Below are 20,911 nucleotides of genomic sequence, written 5' to 3' on the forward strand. Positions count from 1 at the left end.
ACGTGGCCACCGGCGCCGAAACATGGTGCTCAAGAATCTGATCAAGGCAAGAAAAGGCCACGCGGATGCGCTCTCGGACGATGCGCCGCTCGTCGACTCGGGTTTGCTGCCAGGCTTCGAGGCGCTGCCCACGGTCGTGCTCGTGCTCGACAAGCGCACATTGCGGGTGGCCTTCGCGAATCCCTCGGCCGAGGCGATGCTCGATCTGTCGCGGCGCCAGCTCGCGCAGATGGCATGGTCCGATCTGTTCTCCAACGCCGACGAACTGCTGCAGACGATTGCCTCGATCGCCGCGCATCGCTTCCACGCGACGCGTCTTGACGCGACGCTGGAGCGGCCCGGCCGCGAATCGTTGCACGTGCATGCGATCGTGGGCTTCCTGGAGAGCGCACCCGATTACGTGCTGCTCGAACTCTTCGAGAACGAGCGGCATCTGAAGAGCGATCGCGAGGAGCGCATTCACGACCTCGCGACCGTCAACAAGCATCTGATCCGCAATCTCGCGCACGAGATCAAGAACCCGCTCGGCGGGATTCGCGGCGCGGCCCAGTTGCTCGAATTCGAGCTGGGCACGCTCGAGCGCGGCGAGCTGCGCGAGTACACGCAGGTCGTCATCAAGGAGTCGGACCGCCTGCAGACGCTGGTGGACCGGCTGCTGGAGCCGCACCGTCATCCGCATATTGTCGGCGACGTGAATATTCATGAGGTCTGCGAGCGCGTGCGCGCCCTGATCCTCGCGGAATTCCCGCGCGGCCTGACGATCGAGCGCGACTACGACGTGAGCGTGCCCGACCTGCGCGGCGACAAGGAGCAACTGATCCAGGCGCTCCTGAACATCGTGCGCAACGCGGCGCAGGCGCTGCGCGAACGCATTTCGCAAGGCGATGCGCGCATCGAATTGCGCACGCGCGTCGCGCGCAAGATCACGATTTCAAAACGCTTGTGCAAGCTGGCATTGGACTTGCATATCATCGACAACGGACCCGGCATTCCCGAGGACATCCGCGATCGCATCTTCTATCCGCTCGTCTCGGGACGCGAGGATGGCAGCGGTCTCGGCCTCACGCTCGCGCAGACTTTCGTGCAACAACACGACGGGCTGATCGAAGTGGAAAGCCGGCTTGGACATACCGAGTTTCAGATCCTGCTGCCGCTCGACGCGTGAATGCGCATGAGCCAATTTGAACAAAGCTGAACCTGTTTCCCGATCTACCGCTACCGCACGCCACCAGGACTTCTGACCGACCTTATGAAGCCGATCTGGATAGTTGACGACGACCAATCGATTCGCTGGGTGCTTGAAAAAGCGCTCGCCCGCGAAAATTTCGCGACCCGCAGCTTTTCGAACGTGCGCGACGCCGCAGCCGCGCTCGACCACGACAGCCCGCAGGTGCTCGTCTCCGACATTCGCATGCCGGGCGGCTCAGGGCTCGAGCTGCTGCAGACTGTGCGCGAGCGTCTGCCGGGACTGCCCGTCATCATCATGACGGCGTTCTCCGACCTGGATAGCGCGGTTGCCGCGTTCCAGGGCGGTGCATTCGAGTATCTCGCCAAGCCCTTCGACGTGGACAAGGCGGTCGAGCTGATCCGCCGCGCCGTGGACGAGAGCATGCGCGGCGAGCAGCACTGGGACGACCGTCCCGCTGAAGCCCCGGAAATGCTGGGCCAGGCGCCCGCGATGCAGGACATGTTCCGCGCCATCGGCCGGCTCTCGCATTCGGCCGCGACCGTGCTCATCACCGGCGAGTCGGGCACCGGAAAGGAGCTTGTTGCGCGCGCCTTGCACCGACATAGCCCACGCGCGAACGGTCCGTTCATCGCGCTAAACACCGCCGCGATTCCGAAGGATCTTCTGGAATCCGAATTGTTCGGCCACGAGCGCGGCGCATTCACGGGCGCGCAGGCGATGCGTCAGGGCCGCTTCGAGCAGGCCGAGAACGGCACGCTGTTTCTCGACGAAATCGGCGATATGCCGTTCGATCTGCAGACGCGTTTGCTGCGTGTGTTGTCGGATGGCCAGTTTTATCGCGTGGGCGGCCACAATCCGCTGCGCGCCAATGTGCGCGTGATCGCGGCTACGCACCAGAATCTGGAAACGCGGGTGCGCCAGGGCCTGTTCCGCGAGGACTTATATCACCGCCTTAACGTGATCCGTTTGCGCCTGCCCGCGCTGCGCGAGCGCAGCGAGGACATTCCGCTGCTCACGCGCCACTTCCTGCAAAAGAGCGCGCGCGAACTGGGTGTCGAGCCCAAGCGCGTGTCCGACGAAGCGCTGGCGTATATGTCGTCGCTGCAGTTTCAGGGCAACGTGCGCCAACTGGAGAATCTCGCCAACTGGCTCACGGTGATGGCGCCCGCGCAGACCATCGAAATCAAGGACTTGCCGCCCGATCTGGTGCCCGCGCACGTTGCGGCCACGGAAGGCATGCACGCGCTGGCGGGCGACGGCGCGACGGCGGGTGCGGTGGCCGCCAATGGCGTGCTTGCAGGCGCGGCGGGCGGCTTGTCGACCGGTGCCGCAAATGGCATGGGCAATATGCCGGGCGCCACGGGTGCCATCGGCGGCGCGTTGCCGGGCGGTTTTGGGTCCGTCAACGGCGTGGCCCCTTCGCCGGTGAGCATCTGGGAAAGCGGCCTGCGCACCGAAGTGGCGCGCCTGCTGCGTGAGAACAGCGCCGATGTGATGGACGAACTGTCGCGCCGTTTCGAAGCCGCTGTGATTCGCGAAGCACTCGACTTCACGCGCGGGCGCAAGGTGGAAGCCGCCGAGCGTCTTGGCATCGGCCGCAACACCATTACTCGCAAGATCCAGGAACTCAATCTGGAATGAGCGCGCTGTGCGCAGTGGCCGCTGCGGCCGCTGCGCACCTTGCCGGCAAGCAGGCATGCGCGGACCTTCGCGCGCGCTGGGGCATAATCGACGCTGTTTTCCTGTCGATGATCCACTATGCCCGTGACTTCCCCTTGGCCCGCCGAGGCCGATCCCTTCCTGTCCCTCGAAGAGCTAGACGATCCCGCCGCGATGGCATGGGTCGAGCAGCAGAACGCGCGCACGCGCGCAGCGTGGCAGGGCGGCGCGCGTTTCGAGGCGCTGGAGAAGCGTCTCGCACAGGCCTATCTGCCGCGCGAGCGCCCCGTGATCCCGACCCGCTGGCAGGACTGGGCCTACGATCTCTGGGAGGACGAAGACAATCCCAAGGGCCTGTGGCGCCGCGCGAAATGGGCCGACTGGCGCGCGCATCGTCCGCAGTGGGAAAGCCTGATCGACTTCGATGCATTGGGTGAAGAGGAAGGCGTGCCCTGGGTGTGCGCCGGCATCGACATTCTCTATCCCGACGGCGATCGCGCGCTGATCCAGCTTTCCGACGGCGGCGCGGACGCCGTCACGGTGCGCGAATTCGATCTCGAACGGCGCGTTTTCGTCGACGGCGGCTTTGCCATCGAAAAAGAAGGCAAGCACACGATCTCGTGGATCGATCGCGACACCGTTTATGTTGGCTGGGACCACGGCAAGAAGACGCTCACGCGTTCGGGTTATCCGCGCGAGGTGCGCCGCTGGAGTCGTGGCGCGCGTCTGGCGGATGCTGTCGTGGTGTTCCGCGGCGAGTTCGACGACATCAGCGTGGAAGGCGATTACGATCCGATCGAGCAGCGTCACGACGTGGTGCGCAGCGTCGACTTCTTCGATTCATATTCGTATCGTCTCGATGCGAAAGGGCAGTGGCAGCTCTACGACGTGCCTTCGCATGTGGCCGTGGGTGCGTGGCAAGGCTGGCTGCTGCTCGAACCGCGCCTCGACTGGACGCTGGGCGCGCATACGTATGCGGGCGGCTCGCTGCTGGCGATCCGCGAAGACGCCTTTGTCGCGGGCGATCGCAATCTGACGGCGCTCTTCACGCCCACGCCGGTGACGTCCGCGTGCGACTGGACCTATACGAAAAACGTCTTGATCGTCTCGTGGCTCGACGACGTGCAAAGCCGCACGATGCTCTGGCAGCCGCACCAGGCCGATGGCGCGTGGACGTGGCAGTCGCGCCTGTTCCCGGGCCGCGCCAGCTCGCAGGTCGAAGTGTCGCCGATCGAAGACACGCTCAACGACGAAGTCTTTGTCGATGTCGACGATTACCTGCTGCCGCCCGAGTACTGGCTCGCCGACCTCGCGAAAGAGGACCTGCAGACGTGGGAACTGCTCGATCGCTGGCCCACGCAATTCGATGCGTCGCCGCTTACGGTGATCCGCTCGCATGCACGCTCGGCCGACGGCACGCAGGTGCCGTTCACCGTGATCGGCCCGCGCGCCGCGCTCGAAGGCGGCGCGCGTACGCCGCTGCCTTGTCTGCTGGAAGGCTATGGCGGCTTTGCGATTTCGCTCACGCCGCAATATCTGGTGGGCTCGGGTATCGGCTGGCTGGAGCAGGGCGGCTTGATCGCCATCGCGCATATTCGCGGCGGCGGCGAATATGGTTCGTCGTGGCATGTGGAGGCGCAGCGCGAGAACCGGCAGCGCTCGTTCGACGACTTTATCGCGGTCGCGCAGCAACTCGTTGCTGACGGCTTTACGAGCGCGCCGCAACTTGGTATTCGCGGCGGCAGCAATGGCGGCCTGCTGGTCGGCGCGTGCATGGTGCAGCGGCCTGAACTATTCGGCGCGGTGATTTGCGAAGTGCCGCTGCTCGATATGCAGCGCTATCCGCTGCTGCACGCGGGCGCATCGTGGATCGACGAATACGGCGATCCTGAGGATGCCGAAGAATCGCGCGCGCTCGCGGCGTACTCGCCGTATCAACGCGTGAAAGCCGGCGTGGCGTATCCGGACGTGCTGTTCACGACGTCGACCAGCGACGATCGTGTGCATCCCGCCCATGCGCGCAAGATGGTCGCGCGCATGCAGGAGCAGGGCCACGCGAACGTCTGGTATCTGGAGAACACGGATGGCGGCCACGGACCGGGCAGCGATGCGCTGGAGCGCGCGCAGTACGACGCGCTGGTGTTCCGCTTCCTGTGGACGACGCTGGCGGGAAAGTGGTAATCCCTGGGTGATACTCAGGTGATAGGGACGGGCGGCGCGCTTCGAGCGGCCGCCCGTTTTGATTTCAGATTCAGCCCGCGAGATTGAGGTCCGCGACAACGGGCGTGTGATCGGACGGCTGCTCCCACTTGCGCGGCACCTTGTCGATCTCGCACGACACGAGCGACGGCGCAAGCGCGGGCGAAAGCAGGATGTGATCGATCCGCAGCCCGGCGTTGCGGCGGAACGCGAACATGCGGTAATCCCACCAGCTGAACATCTTTTCGGGCTGCTCGAACTGCCGGTACGAATCGACGAAGCCTAGTGCGATGAGCCGTTCGAACTGCGCGCGCTCTTCGGGCGAGACCAGATTCTGGCCTTCCCACGCCTTCGGATCATGCACATCCCGATCTTCGGGAGCGATGTTGTAATCGCCGAGCAGCGCGAGCTTCGGATACTGCTGCATTTCCTGCGCGAGCCAGTTGTGCATCGCGTCGAGCCACGCAAGCTTGTAGGCGAACTTCTCGGTGCCCGGCGCCTGGCCGTTGGGGAAATAGGCGCTCACGAGGCGCACGCCGTCCACCGTCGCCGCAATCACGCGCTGCTGCGGATCTTCGAAGCCGGGAATGTTGCGCACGACCGTGACGTCGTCGACGCTCAAGCCGTCGCGCACGACAATTGCCACGCCGTTATAGGTCTTCTGGCCCGCGAACCAGCTGCGATAGCCGTGTGCTTCGAGTTCGGCGCGCGGGTATTTGTCGTCGGTGAGCTTGAGTTCCTGCAGGCAGAGGGCGTCGACCTTGCTTTCGCCGAGCCAGTCGATGACGTGCTGAAGACGGACTTTCAGGGAGTTGACGTTCCAGGTCGCGATTTTCATGGATGGATGAACCGGTAAGTGTGCGGGGAATCGATACCGCACTATAGCCGCTCGGGCGGCGTCGGGCCAGGCGGCGGCCTGGCGCTGGCTCCGAACCGGCCCCGACCGATGGCGAGTCATAACGCTGACGCTACAATCGTCCTGCCGATTGCGTGCGCCCGGACTGGCCTTAAGTTCGGATTGCTGATGATGGGATCAGGCGCACCATAAACACATGGAGGAGCGACGATGAGCGATGTCAACGTGCAATTTCTGTTCGATTTAGGCAGTCCCAACGCCTACCTTTGCCACAAAGTGATCCCGCAGATCGAGGCGCGTCAGGGCGTGCGCTTTGAATATGTGCCGATCCTGCTGGGCGGCCTTTTCAAGCTGACTGGCAACCGTTCGCCTGCGGAAACGACCGCTGGCATCGAAAACAAGCGCAAATACCTGTTCCTGGAGATCCAGCGCTTCATCGCGAAGTACGGCCTCACCGCCTATCGCATGAATCCGCATTTTCCCGTCAACACGCTGGCGCTGATGCGTGGCGCGGTGGTCGCGCAGCGCGAAGGCGTCTTCGAGCGCTACGTCGATCGCATGTTCGCGCATATGTGGGAGCAGGGGCTGAAGCTCGACGACCCGCAGGTGCTGCGCGCGACGCTCGACGCCGATGGTTTCGACGTGGCGCGCTTCGAGACTGCAATGGCCGATGCGCAAGTCAAAGGCGCGCTGCTCGCGAATACCGAAGCCGCCTTCAAACGCGGCGCATTTGGCGCGCCGACGTTCTTCGTCAACGATGAAATCTTCTTCGGCAAGGATCGTCTGCGCGACGTCGAAGAAGAGATCGAGCGTCTGAAATAGAAACGGGGAACGCATGCGCGAGTCATGCGTTCCCGTCTGCTGCGATCAGACGACGGCTTCAGCGACCACGCCCAGGCGTTCGCGCGCCGCCTCATATTCGCGCTTCAGGCGCGCGATCAGATCGGCGGCCGGCACCACGCCCTTCACCGCGCCGATGCCCTGGCCCGAACCCCAGATGTGCTTCCACGCTTTCGCGCCGCTCGACGCGAAGCTCATCTTCGACGGGTCCGATTCCGGCAGCGCGTCCGGATCGAGGCCGCTCGCCACGATGCTCGGGCGCAGATAGTTGCCGTGCACGCCGGTGAAAAGATTCGAATAGACGATATCGGCCGCGCTGCTCTCGACGATCATCTGCTTGTACGCCTCGACCGCATTGGCTTCCTGCGTGGCGATGAACGCCGAGCCGATATAGGCGAGGTCCGCGCCCGCCGCCTGCGCCGCGAGGATCGCATTGCCGTTGCCGATCGCGCCGGAGAGCAGTAGCGGGCCGTCGAACCATTCGCGGATCTCGTGGATCAGCGCGAACGGCGAGAGCGTGCCCGCATGGCCGCCCGCGCCGGCGGCGACGGCGATCAGACCGTCGGCGCCTTTCTCAATGGCCTTCTTCGCGAAGGTGTTGTTGATCACGTCATGCAGCACGATGCCGCCCCAGGCGTGAATCGCGTGATTCACTTCCTCGCGCGCGCCCAGCGACGTGATGACGATCGGCACCTTGTATTGCGCGCAGATGCCCAGGTCGTGCTCCAGACGGTCGTTGGACTTGTGGACGATCTGGTTCACGGCGAACGGTGCAGCCGGCTGATCGGGATGCTTTGCGTTGTACTCGGCTAGCTCGGTCGTGATTCGGTCGAGCCACTCGCCCAGTACGTGTTCGGGACGGGCGTTGAGCGCGGGGAACGAGCCGACCACGCCCGCCTTGCACTGCGCGATCACGAGATCGGGATTCGAGATGATGAAAAGCGGCGAGCCGACGACGGGAATCGACAGGCCGCGGCGCAGGACGGCGGGCAAGGACATGCGTATCTCCTGGACTGAACCGGCGTCCACGCAACCCTTGTGACCCCAAGGGAGGAAGACGCCGACGTGTTATGGGTGCCGACAAACATAGCAAAGCGCCAAATACTATGCAACTGGTTGCATAGTATCGGCGCTCGGGGAATAACCGGGGCGGTATCGCTCAAGGCGTGGTTTAGAATCGGCGCATGTCTACGCCCCACGCCATCCTCATTGCCCTGCTGGAAAAACCGTCGTCCGGCTACGATCTTGCGCGGCGCTTTGATCGTGCGATTGCTTATTTCTGGCAGGCCACGCACCAGCAGATTTACCGCGAACTGGGCCGCATGGTCGACGCGGGATGGGTGACGGTGGTCGAAGAGGATGCGGCCGCTACCGCGACGCGCAAAAAGGTTTATCGTGTGTTGCCGGTCGGGCGCGAGGAGGTGGCGCGCTGGGCGCGCGAAACGCGTCTGGGTGTGGATGACCGCAATCTGCTGCTGCTAAAGTTGCGCGCCGATGCGGTGATCGGGCCGCTGGGCCTCGCGGACCAGGTGCAGCAGATGATCGTCGATGCGCGCGAACGTCTCGATACCTATCGCGCCATCGAGCAGCGCGACTTCGGTGCGCCTTCGCTCACGCGTGGCCAGCAGTTGCAGTACGCGATCCTCAAGGCCGGCATCCGCACGCAGGAGTCGTGGCTCGAATGGGCTGAAGAACTGCCGTCGCTGCTGGGCGAGGGCAAACTATAAAATTCGGATTCCAGATTAATTTTGTCGAATCTGCTCACTTGCGCGCGAGAATGTCATGCTCAGCTAGAAGGGCTTTTGAAAATAAGCGTTGACTTCATGACGGCCTCACCCTATAATCTTTTTCTTCGACGGACGCGGGGTGGAGCAGTCTGGCAGCTCGTCGGGCTCATAACCCGAAGGTCACAGGTTCAAATCCTGTCCCCGCAACCAAAGCTGTTCGTCAGAAGCAATCAAGGGTTACAACGCATCGGCGTGTAACCCTTTTTTGTTTTTTGCGCGATGCGATTCCTCTCTAGCGTTTATCGCTACGTCATACGCTCTCGTATCACGCCGATAGTTGCCTGCTGGTCATTCACGGGAGCCGCAACGAGCGTGCGGAACACGGCACGTACTATTACGCATTCGACGGCAAGCGTTTCAATCTGCGTGCATCGACGGACGTATCGACGCAGTAAGCGCGTCAGTCAGGCCTTCAACGCCCAATCCACCGCCGCCTTCGCATGCAGGGCGGTGGTGTCGAACACCGGCAGGGACGAATCCGCCGCGCTAATCAGCAGCGTGATTTCCGTGCAGCCAAGTATCACGCCCTGCGCGCCACGCTCAGCCAGCGCATCGATCACGCGCTGATACACCGCACGCGATCCATCTTTCACAATGCCGTGGCACAACTCGTCGTAGATGATGCCGTGCACGTTATCGCGCTCGCCGGCATCGGGCACGATCGCTTCGATGCCGTGCACTTCGCGCAACCGCCCCACATAAAAATCCTGTTCCATCGTATAGCGCGTGCCCAGCAGTCCAACGCGCGTCACACCGGCCGCGCGCAACGCCTCGCCCGTCGGATCGGCGATATGCAGGAAGGGGATAGCGATGGCCGCTTCGATCGCCGCTCGCACGCGATGCATCGTATTGGTCGCGAGCAGCACGATATCCGCGCCGCCGCGCTCCAGTTGGCTTGCCGCCTGCGCCATCAGCACGCCCAGCGCGTCCCAGTCGCCCGCGCGTTGCAAGGCTTCGATCTCGGCGAAATCGACCGTCGCCATCAGGCTGCGCGCGTTGTGATGGCCGCCCATGCGCGCCTTCATTTCGCTATTGAGCAGGCGGTAGTACTCCGCCGACGATTCCCAACTCATGCCGCCAATCACACCGATTGTCTTCATTGCGTGTACGCGCGTGCGCGAAAGGTTGAAGTGTCCGCACGAGTATAGGCTTGCTGTTTAAGCTGTACAGGTACGGTTGCGTGCGGGTGTCACGATACGGCGAGGGGACAGATTCCGGACAGTCAGGTACGCACCAACTGGCCGCTGATTTCTGGCACCGATAGAATCGGAACACAACAAGACGCCAGCAAAGGAGTCGCACATGGACCTGATCATTCGCCGCGCCGTGCTTGCGCATGGGCATCCCGCCGGGCATCCCACGGTCGATATCGGCATCGAGGCGGGCCGTATCGCCGCTGTCGAAGCGCGCCTGGACGCGCAGGCGCGAGAAGAAATCGATGCCGCGGGTTCGCTTGTGAGCGCGCCCTTCATCGACGCGCACTTCCATATGGACGCGACACTTTCCTATGGACTGCCGCGCGTGAATGCGTCGGGCACGTTGCTGGAGGGCATTGCGCTGTGGGGCGAGCTCAAGCCGCATCTGACCCAGGAGGCGCTGGTCGAGCGTGCGCTCCAGTACTGCGATTGGGCCGTCGCGCGCGGGCTGCTGGCGATCCGCTCGCACGTCGATGTCTGCGATCCGCGGCTGCTGGCCGTCGAGGCATTGCTTGAAGTGAAGCGCCGCGTCGCGCCGTATCTCGATCTGCAACTGGTGGCCTTTCCGCAGGATGGCGTGTTGCGCAGTGCGGGTGCGTTCGACAATCTCAAACGCGCGATCGCGATGGGCGTCGATGTGGTCGGTGGCATTCCGCATTTCGAACGCACCATGGCCGATGGCGCGGAATCGGTGCGGCTGCTGTGCGAATTCGCCGCGGAAAAGGGCCTGCGCGTCGACATGCATTGCGACGAGTCCGACGATCCGCTCTCGCGCCATATCGAAACGCTTGCGGCGCAAACGCATCGGCTCGGCCTGCATGGCCGCGTGACCGGTTCGCATCTCACGTCGATGCATTCAATGGACAACTACTACGTGAGCAAGCTGATTCCGCTGATGCGCGAATCCGGCGTGGCGGCGATCGCCAATCCGCTCATCAACATCACGCTGCAAGGACGCGCCGATACCTATCCGAAGCGCCGCGGCATGACGCGCGTGCCTGAACTGATGGCCGCGGGCGTGACCGTCGCGTTTGGCCACGATTGCGTGATGGACCCGTGGTACAGCTTCGGCTCGGGCGACATGCTCGAAGTCGCGCAGATGGGCCTGCATGTGGCGCAGATGACGGGCGTGGAAGCGTCACGGGCCTGTTTCGATGCGGTGACGGTCAATCCCGCGCAGATTCTCGGCCTCGAAGGCTATGGCCTCGCGCCGGGTTGCGCGGCGAATCTGGTGGTGCTCGACGCACGCGATCCGATCGAGGCGATCCGGCTGCGCGCGGCGCGCCTCGCGGTAGTGAGCCGGGGCAAGGTGGTGAGCCGGCAACCCGCACAGCGCGCGACGCTTGCGCTCGAAGGCCGTCCTGATAGCGTCGATTTCAAGCTGCATCGATAAAGCGCCGCGCGCATAAAAAAACCGCGCATCAAAGTGCGCGGTTTTCAGCTTTTCAGGCGACTCGGACGCTTAATGCGCCGGCGGCTGCTCCATGCCGTTGTGACGCAGCAGCGCGTCGATATTCGGCTCGCGGCCGCGGAACGCCTTGAACGATTCCATCGCCGGGCGGCTGCCGCCCACTTCCAGAATCTCCTGGCGATAACGCGTGCCGGTGGCCGGATCGAGCACGCTCGACTTCGCGGCCGCGGCGGCTTCCTCGAAGGCCGCGTAGGCGTCGGCGGACAGCACTTCGGCCCACTTGTAGCTGTAGTAGCCCGCCGCGTAGCCGCCCGCGAAGATGTGGCTGAACGTATTCGGCCAGCGTGAGAACGGCGCCTGCGCAATCACGTGATAGCGCTCGTTGATTTCGCGCGCGAGGTCGTTGACGGTCTTGCCCTTCGAAGCGTCGAAGTCCACATGCAGCGCCATGTCGAACATCGAGAACACGATCTGGCGCAGCGTGCCCAGACCGCTCTGGAAGTTCTTCGCGGCGATCATCTTGTCGAACAGTTCGCGCGGCAGCGGCTTGGCCGTTTCGACGTGCGAGGTCATTTCGGTCAGGACGTCCCACTCCCAGCAGAAGTTCTCCATGAACTGCGAGGGCAGTTCGACCGCGTCCCACTCCACGCCGTTGATACCCGACACCGACAGTTCGTCCACGCGCGTGAGCATGTGGTGCAGGCCGTGGCCGAATTCATGGAACAGCGTGATGACTTCGTCGTGCGTGAAGCAGGCCGGGCGGCCGCCCACCGGCGCCGAGAAGTTGCAGGTGAGGTAGGCCACCGGCGTCTGCACGCCGTTCGCGTCGAGCTTGCGACGCGAGCGTGCGTCGTCCATCCACGCGCCGCCGCGCTTGCCTTCGCGTGCGTACAGGTCGAGATAGAACTGCGCGACCAGCGTGCCGTCGGCGTTCTCGACGCGGAAAAAGCGCACATCGTCGTTCCAGACCGGCGCGCTGTCGTCGCGAATGCGCACACCGAAGAGCGTTTCCGTGACCTTGAAGAGGCCCTTGAGCACGAAGTCTTCAGGGAAGTATTGCTTGACCTCGTTTTCCGAGAACGAATAACGCTTCTGGCGCAGGCGTTCCGCCGCGAAGGCCATGTCCCACGGCTCGAGCTGCGTGAGGCCGAGTTCGCTGGAGGCGAATTCGCGCAGTTCCTGCCAGTCCTTTTCCGCATGCGGACGTGCGCGCGTGGCGAGGTCTTCAAGGAAGCTCATCACTTGCGCGGGCGTTTCGGCCATCTTCGGCGTGAGCGAGACTTCGGCGAAGTTGTTGTAGCCAAGCATCTTCGCTTCTTCGGCGCGTAGCTTCAGTTGCTCGTCGACAATTGCCGTGTTGTCCCATTCGGGTTTGCCGCCGCCGTAGACCGGGCCCAGTTCCGATGCGCGCGTGACATAGGCGCGGTACATCGTCTCGCGCATCGCGCGGTTTTCCGAGTACTGGAGCACCGGGAAATACGAGGGGAAGTGCAGCGTGAACTTGTAGCCTTCCTTGTTCTCACGCTCGGCGGCTTCGCGCGCGGCGGCGATCACGTCTTCGGGGAGGCCTGCCAGTTCGCTTTCGTCCGTGGCGTAGAAGGCGTAGGCGTTGGTGGCGTCCAGCACGTGGTCCGAGAACGCCTTCGCGAGCGCGGCCTGACGTTCCTGCAGCTCGGCGAAACGCGGCTTCTGGTCTTCGGGCAGCTCCGCGCCCGAGAGGCGGAAGTCGCGCAGGGCGTTATCGAGAATCTTCTTGCGCTCGCTCGTGAGCAACTGGAACGAGTTGTGATTCGTGATGGCCTTGTACTTTTCGTACAGGGCGAGATTCTGGCCGACGCTTGACCAGAACTCGGTCACGCGCGGCAGGTTTTCGCCATAGACGGCCCGCAGTTCGGGCGTGTCGGCGACGGCGTTCAGATGGCCGATCACACCCCAGGCGCGCGAGAGCGGTTCGGTGACGCGCTCGACCGGTTCGACCACGTCGCTCCATTGCGCGGGCGTCATCGGCTGGGCCGCGCGTTCGACGGCGGCGCTGGCGTTGGCGAGCAGCACGTCCAGCGCGGGCGTCACGTGTTCGGGACGGATCTCGCCAAAGCGCGGCAGGCCGGAAAAATCGAGCAGCGGATTATCGGAGGAAGTAATTGCCATGATGCGTCCTGTTCCTTCTGTCGCGGTTGATTCGCATGCGATTTTCGCACTGTGTGGGGCCGGAGCGCAGCGCACGCCCCGATAAAACGGTTATTGGGGCGCGGTATGCACTTTCCAACCGGGTTATCCGAGCAAATTAACAGAAGTCGGGGCGGGGTGGCGGGATCGGCGCACCGTTGGAGCACCGCCGCGCCCCAAAAAGCAAAGCGGCCCGCATGGGGCCGCTTTCTTTCTACCTGGCGGGGATCGACGCTGCGCTTACGCGCCTGCCGCGCGCTCCGCCGCTTCGATCGTGTTGACGAGCAGCATCGTGATCGTCATCGGGCCAACGCCGCCAGGAACCGGCGTGATGAAGCCGGCCTTGTCCTTCAGGCCCGCGAAATCGACGTCGCCGCACAGCTTGCCGTTGTCGTCGCGGTTCATGCCCACGTCGATCACGGTCGCGCCCGGCTTGATCATGTCGGCGGTCAGGACGTTGCGCTTGCCCACGGCGGCCACCACGATGTCGGCGTCACGCGTGTGCTTCGCGAGGTCGCGCGTCTTGCTGTGGCAGATCGTGACGGTTGCACCCTTTTCGAGCAGCAACAGCGCCATCGGCTTGCCGACGATGTTCGAGCGGCCGATCACCACGGCGTTGGCGCCTTCGAGGGGAATGCTGTACTCCTCGAACATCTTCATCACGCCGTAGGGCGTGCAGGGACGGAACAGCGGCTGGCCCGTCATCAGCGCGCCAGCGTTGGCGACGTGAAAGCCATCGACGTCCTTTTCGGGCGCGATCGCTTCAATGACCTTGTGGCTGTCGATGTGCTTCGGCAGCGGCAACTGCACGAGGATGCCGTGGATCTTCGGGTCGTTGTTCAGTTCGTCGATGCGCTTGAGCAGATCGGCTTCCGAAAGCGTTTCCGGATAGCGGTCGTAGGACGAATGCAGGCCGTTGTCCTCGCACGCCTTGATCTTGTTGCGCACATAGACTTCGCTGGCCGGGTTGTCGCCGACCAGCACGACCGCGAGGCCCGGCTGATGGCCGCGGGCGGTGAGGGCGGCAGCGCGCGTGGCGACGTCGGCGCGCAGTTTCTTGGAGAGGGCAACGCCGTCGATGAGAGTGGCAGTCATGGTCGGTCGAGAATCGAGTGTGGCAAAGCTGGGAGCGCGCCCGCGTGGACGGGAGGGCGATTGCGCGTACACCACGGTTTGAAGACCCGGCGTCGCGCACAGCGGGCGCTGCTGCGAAGGCCGACATTATAACCGGCAGACGGGCGTGACTTGTCGCGCCAGGACTGATCGATGGCCGGACGGGACAGGAATCAAGCGTGGGGTGAGGCTAGCGCGGCGGTCCGCGCTGAAGTGATGCGCGCCGCGATGTGGGGACACCAGGGAAATCGCAGACCTCGCATCGGCATGAACCGCCGCGAGGCCCGGAGAACGGCAGGATTATTGTTGCGGCTGTTGTGCCTGCTGCGGCTTGTTGGAGAGCGCGAGGCGAAGCAGGTCGGCGACCGTGTTCACGTTGAGCTTTTCCATGATGTTGGCGCGGTGCGCTTCCACGGTCTTGATGCTGATGCCCAGGTCGTCGGCGATCTGCTTGTTCAGGCGGCCGGCGATGATGCGCTCCAGCACCTGATGCTCGCGCGCCGTGAGCTTGCCCAGACGCTCGGCTGCCGCGCGCTGCTGCTGCACGTTGGTGCTTTCGCTGCGGGCCTTTTCCAGCATGCGCTCGACCAGCTTGCGCAGTTCGGCTTCGTCGAACGGCTTTTCGATGAAGTCCATCGCGCCTTTCTTCATGGTGGACACGGCCATCGGCACGTCGCCGTGACCGGTCACGAAGATGATCGGCAGCGAGGCGTTGTCGGCGATCAGGCGCTCCTGCAACTCGAGCCCGCTCATACCCTGCATGCGCACGTCCAGAATCAGACAGGCGATCTGGCCGGCCTGCTGCGCGGGCTGATAGGCGTCGAGGAATTCTTCCGCGCTCGTGAAGCACTGAACGCGATAGCCATTCGCTTCAAGCAGCCAGCGCAGGGAGTCGCGTACGGCTTCATCGTCGTCCACAACAAAGACGGTTTCCTGGGTGGTGACTGGGCTGTTCATGGCTCTCCCGTAACGGTTTGTGGAGTCGGTTCGTCGGTGCCGTCCCTCGAAGGCTGATCCGATTCGCCGATGGGCAGACTGCAATGGAACGTGGCGCCGCTGATGTGGCCGTCAGCTTCAATGTTATTGACCACCCACAGGCGCCCGCGATGCGATTCGATGATCGAGCGGCAAATATTCAGCCCCATGCCCATGCCATCGGACTTGGTGCTGTAGAACGGTTCAAACAGGCGCTCGGCGGTGGCTTCGTCCACGCCCGGGCCCTGGTCCACCACGCTGATGCAGACGTTGCCGCCTTCGCGCTTCACGATTACGCGGATCACCGGATCCACCGCATTCGGGCGCGCGTCGGCCATGGCTTCGGCGCCGTTTTTCAGGAGGTTGACGAGCACCTGCTCGATCAGCACCGGATCGACGTAGATCACAGGCATGCGCGAGCGCATGTCGGTCACGATGCGGATACGGCGCTTGCGCGCTTCGATTTCGGCCAGACCCACGGCGTCGGCGACGATGTCGGCCACGCGCGCGGCCTGGCGCTTCGGTTCGGAGCGCTTCACGAATTCACGGATGCGCTTGATGATCATACCGGCGCGCACGGCTTGCTGTGCCGTTTTCTCGAGCGCGGGCAAGAGGTTTTCGGGCGCGCCGCGGCCCGACTTCACCAGCGCGACCGTGCCCGAGGCGTAGTTGTTGATGGCGGCGAGCGGCTGGTTCAGCTCGTGCGCGAGCGACGAAGCCATTTCGCCCATCGTCATCAGGCGGCTCGTGAACTGCAGCTTTTCGTCCTGCTGGCGGGCCAGTTCCTGCGCCTGCTTGCGCGTGGTGATGTCGGTCGCGATCTGCATCTGCGCGAGATGGCCGTCCACCCACTGGATGTACTGGCGGCGCACTTCGAACCACTTCTGGATGCCTTCGACGTAGATTTCCTGCGCGTCGGCGGCGCTGTCGGTGAGTGCCGTGGCCGGCAGGCCCGCGTAGGCGTCCACCATATCGATCGAATCCGAAGACGCGCTGGCCGAATCGAAGCCGCCGCCGCCCGCCAGTTCCAGATGGCCATCTGGACGAATGCCGAACAGGTGACGGTAGTAGCGGTTGGCGAACAGGAGTTCGGCTTCGTCGGCGGCCAGCACGGAAACCGCCGCGTCGAGGCTTTCCAGCACCGTCGTGAAGCGCTCGTGGGCGGCCGCGAGTTCTTCGCGCGCGCGCTTGGGTTCGGTGATGTCGGTCATCGACGACATCCAGCCGGTCTGGCGGCCCGAACTGTCGATCAGCGGCGAAACGTACAGGCGCGCATGGAACTGCGAGCCGTCCTTGCGGCGCACGCGCAGCTCGAACCCCGAGGAGGGCGCCTTGCCGCGCAGCGTCATGTCGAGCTGGCGCTGCATTTCGGGGTAGGCGTCGCGCGGCCAGTAGGGGAACGGCGCGTTCTTGCCCACCAGATCGCTTTCATCCCAGCCCGTCATGCGACAAAACGCCGGATTGACGTGCGTGATCCGGCCATGCATGTCGAGAACGCGCATGCCGATCAAAACCGAGTTTTCCATCGCGCGGCGGAAGAACGCTTCCGCATAGAGCGCCTGCTGCGCCTCGAAGCGCTGGCGCGTGTGTTTCCACAGGCTCCAGAGGCTCCACAGCACGAAACACGACAGCCCCGCGACCAGCCACACGAGTGTGTTGTTCGTGAAGTTGGTCATCTGCGGATACGAGTACACACGCACCGACACGCCCTGGCCCGGCGGATCGAGCGGCAGGTCGTAGTAGACGTCGCGCGGCAGGCGCGGACGTGTGGACGTAGTGGCGAGTTCGCGGTTGTTCGCGTCGAGAATCGAAATCTTGTACTTGGCCGACAGCTCGGGCGGGATGTCGTGCTTCAGGATGCCTTCGACCGAGAACACGGCCGCGATCGTGCCGAGAAATTCCCGATCGCGGTATACCGGTGTCTGCAGCGTGATGTAACCGTTGCCGACGTCGTCGTAAATGAGCGGCGAATAGACCTGGCGGCGCGACGAGCGGGCTTCGGCGAAAGCCGCCTTTACGGCCTCGTCCATCTGCGAATCGTTGGGCTTGGCCAGGCGCTGGCCGAACACCGGCATGGCCGTATTGGGCCAGCGCGGCTCCTGCTGGCTCGTGTACCAGTTCAGGTAAAGGATTTCCGGATGACCCTGCATGATGTCCGTGGTGGACGTCTGGAAATACTGCGGGTCGGAGTGTCCGGTGGCGAGATCGCGCGAGAGCGCCTGCAATTGCTCCTGCGCGCCCGTCATGGACAGGCGGATCTGTTGCTGGGCCCAGGCGACGTTGCGGTAGAGCGTGTCTTCCTGCTGTTGCTGCTCGCGGCGGTTCAGGCTCCACAAGATCAGGCTCATGACGATCAGGAACACCAGGATCGACAGGAGCGGCGTCAGCAAATAGGAATTCGACCACCACGGTCCGTGGTGCCAGCGGGACGGCGACGTGTCGCCGGGCGAACCGGGCGGCCGCGCCGAGCGTGCGAAAAGCCGTTCGGTCAACATGGCAAGGATTGTAGCTCAGCGTAAGACACGGAAATGCCGCGAAAAAAGCGATAAATCGCCGATAAACCGGTTCAAACTGGCCGATATCGACACAGGGGCGCGAACGATTCAGCGTGCGCTGCAACAATTTTTCGCATTATAAAATCCCATCCCGCAATTCGAAAATTTCCTTGCGCGAACGCGGACGGGCTAATTACAATCGCCCGCAAAGCTGCTGCGGTCGGCCCGGTCACGTTCCTCGCGTCCGCCCGCATGGTCCGATCAACAGCGTTCCCCTACATCCAGGAGACGAGCATGTCCGCTGTACCCGACGAAGTCCTGAAGTACGTTGCTGCTGACAAGGACGAGGATCCCCAGGAAACCGCCGAATGGCTGGAGGCGCTCGATGGCGTCATCTCCAAAATCGGCCCCGACCGCGCTCACTACCTGATCGAGAAGCAGATCGAATTCGCCCGCGTGCATGGCGAACATCTGCCGTTCTCGGCCAACACCCCGTACATCAACACGATTCCGGTCGTGGCCCAGGCGAAGAACCCGGGCGACCAGGATATCGAGCACCGCATCCGCTCGTACACGCGCTGGAACGCCATGGCGATGGTCCTGCGCGCGGGCAAGCACACCAACGTGGGCGGCCATATCGCCTCGTTCGCGTCGGCGGCTACGCTCTATGACGTCGGCTACAACCACTTCTGGCACGCACCGTCGCCGGAACACGGTGGCGACCTGATTTTCGTGCAGGGCCACTCGTCGCCGGGCGTCTACTCGCGCGCGTTCCTGCTTGGCCGTCTGACCGAAAACCAGCTCGACAACTTCCGTCAGGAAGTGGGCGGCGAGGGCATTTCGTCGTACCCGCACCCGTGGCTGATGCCGGACTTCTGGCAGTTCCCGACCGTCTCGATGGGCCTCGGCCCGATCATGGCGATCTACCAGGCCCGCTTCATGAAGTACATGCAGGCGCGCGGCATCGTGAAGACCGAAGGCCGCAAGGTCTGGGCCTTCCTCGGCGACGGCGAAACGGATGAGCCGGAATCGCTCGGCGCGATCGGCATGGCCGGCCGCGAGCGTCTGGACAACCTCGTGTTCGTCATCAACTGCAACCTGCAGCGTCTGGACGGCCCGGTGCGCGGCAACGGCAAGATCATCCAGGAACTCGAAAGCGAGTTCCGTGGCGCCGGCTGGAACGTCATCAAGGTCATCTGGGGTTCGCGCTGGGACGCGCTGTTCGCACGCGACAAGACGGGCGCGCTGATGCGCCGCATGATGGAAGTCGTCGACGGCGAATACCAGACGTATAAGTCGGAGTCGGGCGCGTATGTTCGCGAACACTTCTTCAATACGCCGGAACTCAAGGCGCTGGTCGCCGACTGGTCCGATGACGACATCTGGAACCTGAACCGCGGCGGCCACGATCCGCACAAGATCTACGCGGCGTTCCACGAGGCATCGAACTCGAAGGGCCAGCCGACCGTCATCCTCGCGAAGACGATCAAGGGCTATGGCATGGGCGAAGCCGGCCAGGCCATGAACATCACCCACCAGCAGAAGAAGATGCAGGTGGATCAGCTCAAGAAGTTCCGCGACCAGTTCCGCCTGCCGATCACGGACGAGCAGATCGTCGACGTGCCGTACCTCAAGTTCGAGGAAGGCTCGAAGGAACTCGAATACATGCGCCAGAAGCGCATGGATCTCGGCGGTTATCTGCCGGCTCGCCGCCAGAAGGCCGAGTCGCTGCCGGTGCCGGCGCTCGACGCTTTCGAGCCGCTGCTCAAGGGCACGGGCGAAGGCCGCGAGATTTCGACCACGATGGCGTTCGTGCGTATCCTCAACATCCTGTTGAAGGACAAGGCAATCGGCAAGCGCGTCGTGCCGATCGTGCCGGACGAGTCGCGTACCTTCGGTATGGAAGGTCTGTTCCGCCAGATCGGTATCTGGAATCAGCAAGGCCAGAAGTACGTGCCGGAAGATTCCGACCAGCTGATGTTCTACAAGGAATCGGAAACCGGTCAGATCCTGCAGGAAGGCATCAACGAAGCCGGCGGTATGTCGGACTGGATCGCTGCCGCGACGTCGTACTCGACGCACGGCGAGACGATGATCCCGTTCTACATCTTCTATTCGATGTTCGGCATGCAGCGTATCGGCGACCTGGTGTGGGCCGCTGGCGACATGCGCTCGCGCGGCTTCCTGCTGGGCGGCACGGCCGGTCGTACGACCCTGAACGGCGAAGGCCTGCAGCACGAAGACGGCCACTCGCTCCTGTGGGCCGCTTCGGTGCCGAACTGCGTGAGCTATGACCCGACGTTCGGTTACGAACTCGCCGTCATCATGCAGGACGGTCTGCGCCGCATGGTGCAGGACCAGGAAGACGTGTTCTATTACATCACCGTGATGAACGAAAACTACGAGCACCCGGCGATTCCGCAGGGTGAGGCCGTAGCCGCCGACATCATCAAGGGCATGTACGCGTTCCGTAAGGGCGACGCCAAGGCGAAGGGCCCGCGCGTTCAGCTGATGGGCGCAGGCACGATCTTCAACGAAGTGATCGCCGCCGCCGACCTGCTCAAGAACGACTGGGGCGTCGAAGCCGACCTCTGGAGCGTGCCGAGCTTCACGGAACTGGCCCGCGAAGGTCACGAAGTCGAGCGTTACAACCTGCTGCATCCGACCGAGCCGCGCCGCGAATCGCACGTCGAGAAGCTGCTCAAGGGCACGGAAGGCCCGATCATCGCGTCGACCGACTATGTTCGCGCGCTGGTCGACCAGATCCGCGGTCTGGTGCCGCGCAAGTTCGTGGTGCTCGGCACCGACGGCTTTGGCCGTTCGGATACGCGTGAGAAGCTGCGTCACTTCTTCGAAGTCGATCGCTACTGGACGACGGTTGCGGCGCTCAACGCGCTCGCGGATGAAGGCAAGATCGAGCGTAAGGTGGTTGGCGAAGCGATCGCCAAGTACAACCTCGATCCGTCCAAACCCAACCCGATGACCGTCTAACGCATCACCCCTGTGCATCGCAAGCGCGCCTCCC

The 20,911-nt window shown here is 63.5% G+C and carries 14 protein-coding genes and 1 tRNA gene; 8 read left to right on the forward strand and 7 right to left on the reverse strand.

Annotated elements, in window-relative coordinates; all coding sequences use genetic code 11:
- The first annotated feature begins 22 nt into the window (after window positions 1-22).
- The 3 genes from glnL (at window position 23) to VG320_RS30140 (ending at window position 5,029) form a co-directional block, all read left to right on the forward strand.
- Entirely contained in the window at window positions 23-1,165 is a 1,143-nt protein-coding gene (gene glnL, locus VG320_RS30130) for a nitrogen regulation protein NR(II) (protein WP_327203734.1), read from the forward strand.
- Between the two features lie 84 nt (window positions 1,166-1,249).
- Window positions 1,250-2,830, forward strand: coding sequence for a nitrogen regulation protein NR(I) (gene ntrC / locus VG320_RS30135; RefSeq protein ID WP_327203735.1), 1,581 nt, complete (start codon window positions 1,250-1,252; stop codon window positions 2,828-2,830).
- Window positions 2,831-2,947: 117 nt separating this feature from the next.
- A complete protein-coding gene (locus VG320_RS30140; RefSeq protein WP_327203736.1) occupies window positions 2,948-5,029 on the forward strand; it encodes a prolyl oligopeptidase family serine peptidase in 2,082 nt (693 codons plus the stop codon).
- A 70-nt stretch (window positions 5,030-5,099) separates the two neighbouring features.
- Here VG320_RS30140 and xth read toward each other — a convergent pair whose 3' ends face one another.
- Window positions 5,100-5,885 carry an exodeoxyribonuclease III gene (gene xth / locus VG320_RS30145; RefSeq protein ID WP_327203737.1) on the reverse strand — a complete coding sequence of 262 codons (786 nt, stop codon included), beginning with the start codon at window positions 5,883-5,885 and terminating at the stop codon, window positions 5,100-5,102.
- Between the two features lie 228 nt (window positions 5,886-6,113).
- On the opposite strand from xth, the gene VG320_RS30150 reads away from it, so the two are divergent.
- Window positions 6,114-6,725, forward strand: a complete 612-nt coding sequence (locus VG320_RS30150) for a 2-hydroxychromene-2-carboxylate isomerase (protein ID WP_327203738.1) — start codon at window positions 6,114-6,116, stop codon at window positions 6,723-6,725.
- A 45-nt stretch (window positions 6,726-6,770) separates the two neighbouring features.
- Here the strand turns inward: VG320_RS30150 and VG320_RS30155 are convergent, their stop codons facing one another.
- Window positions 6,771-7,742, reverse strand: coding sequence for a nitronate monooxygenase family protein (locus VG320_RS30155; RefSeq protein ID WP_327203739.1), 972 nt, complete (start codon window positions 7,740-7,742; stop codon window positions 6,771-6,773).
- A 185-nt stretch (window positions 7,743-7,927) separates the two neighbouring features.
- Between VG320_RS30155 and VG320_RS30160 the strand changes: the two genes are divergently transcribed.
- Together VG320_RS30160 and VG320_RS30165 are read left to right on the forward strand one after the other, a co-directional pair.
- The gene (locus tag VG320_RS30160) at window positions 7,928-8,470 is read left to right on the forward strand and encodes a PadR family transcriptional regulator (protein ID WP_327203740.1); all 543 of its coding nucleotides are present in this window, start codon (window positions 7,928-7,930) and stop codon (window positions 8,468-8,470) included.
- A 133-nt stretch (window positions 8,471-8,603) separates the two neighbouring features.
- Window positions 8,604-8,680 (forward strand) — tRNA-Met (locus tag VG320_RS30165).
- A gap of 254 nt (window positions 8,681-8,934) precedes the next feature.
- Here VG320_RS30165 and VG320_RS30170 read toward each other — a convergent pair.
- On the reverse strand, window positions 8,935-9,630 hold the full coding sequence (locus VG320_RS30170) for an aspartate/glutamate racemase family protein (RefSeq protein ID WP_327203741.1): 696 nt from the start codon (window positions 9,628-9,630) through the stop codon (window positions 8,935-8,937).
- Window positions 9,631-9,832: 202 nt separating this feature from the next.
- Here VG320_RS30170 and VG320_RS30175 point away from each other — a divergent pair, with 202 nt between their 5' ends.
- On the forward strand, window positions 9,833-11,119 hold the full coding sequence (locus VG320_RS30175) for an amidohydrolase family protein (protein ID WP_327203742.1): 1,287 nt from the start codon (window positions 9,833-9,835) through the stop codon (window positions 11,117-11,119).
- Between the two features lie 69 nt (window positions 11,120-11,188).
- On the opposite strand, the gene VG320_RS30180 is transcribed toward VG320_RS30175, so the two are convergent.
- The 4 genes from VG320_RS30180 to fixL form a co-directional block, all read right to left on the reverse strand.
- Complete coding sequence (locus tag VG320_RS30180; protein WP_327203743.1) at window positions 11,189-13,285, reverse strand: M3 family metallopeptidase; 2,097 nt, start codon at window positions 13,283-13,285, stop codon at window positions 11,189-11,191.
- 258 nt (window positions 13,286-13,543) lie between these two features.
- Window positions 13,544-14,398 (reverse strand): bifunctional methylenetetrahydrofolate dehydrogenase/methenyltetrahydrofolate cyclohydrolase FolD, encoded by an 855-nt coding sequence (gene folD, locus VG320_RS30185; RefSeq protein ID WP_327203744.1) that lies wholly within the window; start codon window positions 14,396-14,398, stop codon window positions 13,544-13,546.
- 318 nt (window positions 14,399-14,716) lie between these two features.
- The gene (gene fixJ, locus VG320_RS30190) at window positions 14,717-15,373 is read right to left on the reverse strand and encodes an oxygen response regulator transcription factor FixJ (RefSeq protein ID WP_103704021.1); all 657 of its coding nucleotides are present in this window, start codon (window positions 15,371-15,373) and stop codon (window positions 14,717-14,719) included.
- A complete protein-coding gene (gene fixL / locus VG320_RS30195) occupies window positions 15,370-17,886 on the reverse strand; it encodes an oxygen sensor histidine kinase FixL (protein WP_327203745.1) in 2,517 nt (838 codons plus the stop codon). Before fixL ends, fixJ begins: the two co-directional genes overlap by 4 nt.
- Window positions 17,887-18,180: 294 nt before the next feature.
- On the opposite strand from fixL, the gene aceE reads away from it, so the two are divergent.
- On the forward strand, window positions 18,181-20,877 hold the full coding sequence (aceE, locus tag VG320_RS30200) for a pyruvate dehydrogenase (acetyl-transferring), homodimeric type (protein WP_327203746.1): 2,697 nt from the start codon (window positions 18,181-18,183) through the stop codon (window positions 20,875-20,877).
- Window positions 20,878-20,911: the final 34 nt, after the last annotated feature.

Source organism: Paraburkholderia sp. (genome assembly GCF_035948235.1).
In the GTDB taxonomy this organism is placed as follows: Bacteria; Pseudomonadota; Gammaproteobacteria; order Burkholderiales; family Burkholderiaceae; genus Paraburkholderia.

Coding starts and splice junctions, on each gene's coding strand:
- ntrC (WP_327203735.1), top strand. CDS start 1,250: ATGAAGCCGATCTGGATAGTTGACGACGACCAATCGATTCGCTGGGTG.
- VG320_RS30175 (WP_327203742.1), top strand. CDS start 9,833: ATGGACCTGATCATTCGCCGCGCCGTGCTTGCGCATGGGCATCCCGCC.
- VG320_RS30180 (WP_327203743.1), bottom strand. CDS start 13,285: ATGGCAATTACTTCCTCCGATAATCCGCTGCTCGATTTTTCCGGCCTG.
- folD (WP_327203744.1), bottom strand. CDS start 14,398: ATGACTGCCACTCTCATCGACGGCGTTGCCCTCTCCAAGAAACTGCGC.
- fixL (WP_327203745.1), bottom strand. CDS start 17,886: ATGTTGACCGAACGGCTTTTCGCACGCTCGGCGCGGCCGCCCGGTTCG.
- VG320_RS30150 (WP_327203738.1), top strand. CDS start 6,114: ATGAGCGATGTCAACGTGCAATTTCTGTTCGATTTAGGCAGTCCCAAC.
- xth (WP_327203737.1), bottom strand. CDS start 5,885: ATGAAAATCGCGACCTGGAACGTCAACTCCCTGAAAGTCCGTCTTCAG.
- VG320_RS30140 (WP_327203736.1), top strand. CDS start 2,948: ATGCCCGTGACTTCCCCTTGGCCCGCCGAGGCCGATCCCTTCCTGTCC.
- fixJ (WP_103704021.1), bottom strand. CDS start 15,373: ATGAACAGCCCAGTCACCACCCAGGAAACCGTCTTTGTTGTGGACGAC.
- VG320_RS30155 (WP_327203739.1), bottom strand. CDS start 7,742: ATGTCCTTGCCCGCCGTCCTGCGCCGCGGCCTGTCGATTCCCGTCGTC.
- aceE (WP_327203746.1), top strand. CDS start 18,181: ATGTCCGCTGTACCCGACGAAGTCCTGAAGTACGTTGCTGCTGACAAG.
- VG320_RS30170 (WP_327203741.1), bottom strand. CDS start 9,630: ATGAAGACAATCGGTGTGATTGGCGGCATGAGTTGGGAATCGTCGGCG.
- VG320_RS30160 (WP_327203740.1), top strand. CDS start 7,928: ATGTCTACGCCCCACGCCATCCTCATTGCCCTGCTGGAAAAACCGTCG.
- glnL (WP_327203734.1), top strand. CDS start 23: ATGGTGCTCAAGAATCTGATCAAGGCAAGAAAAGGCCACGCGGATGCG.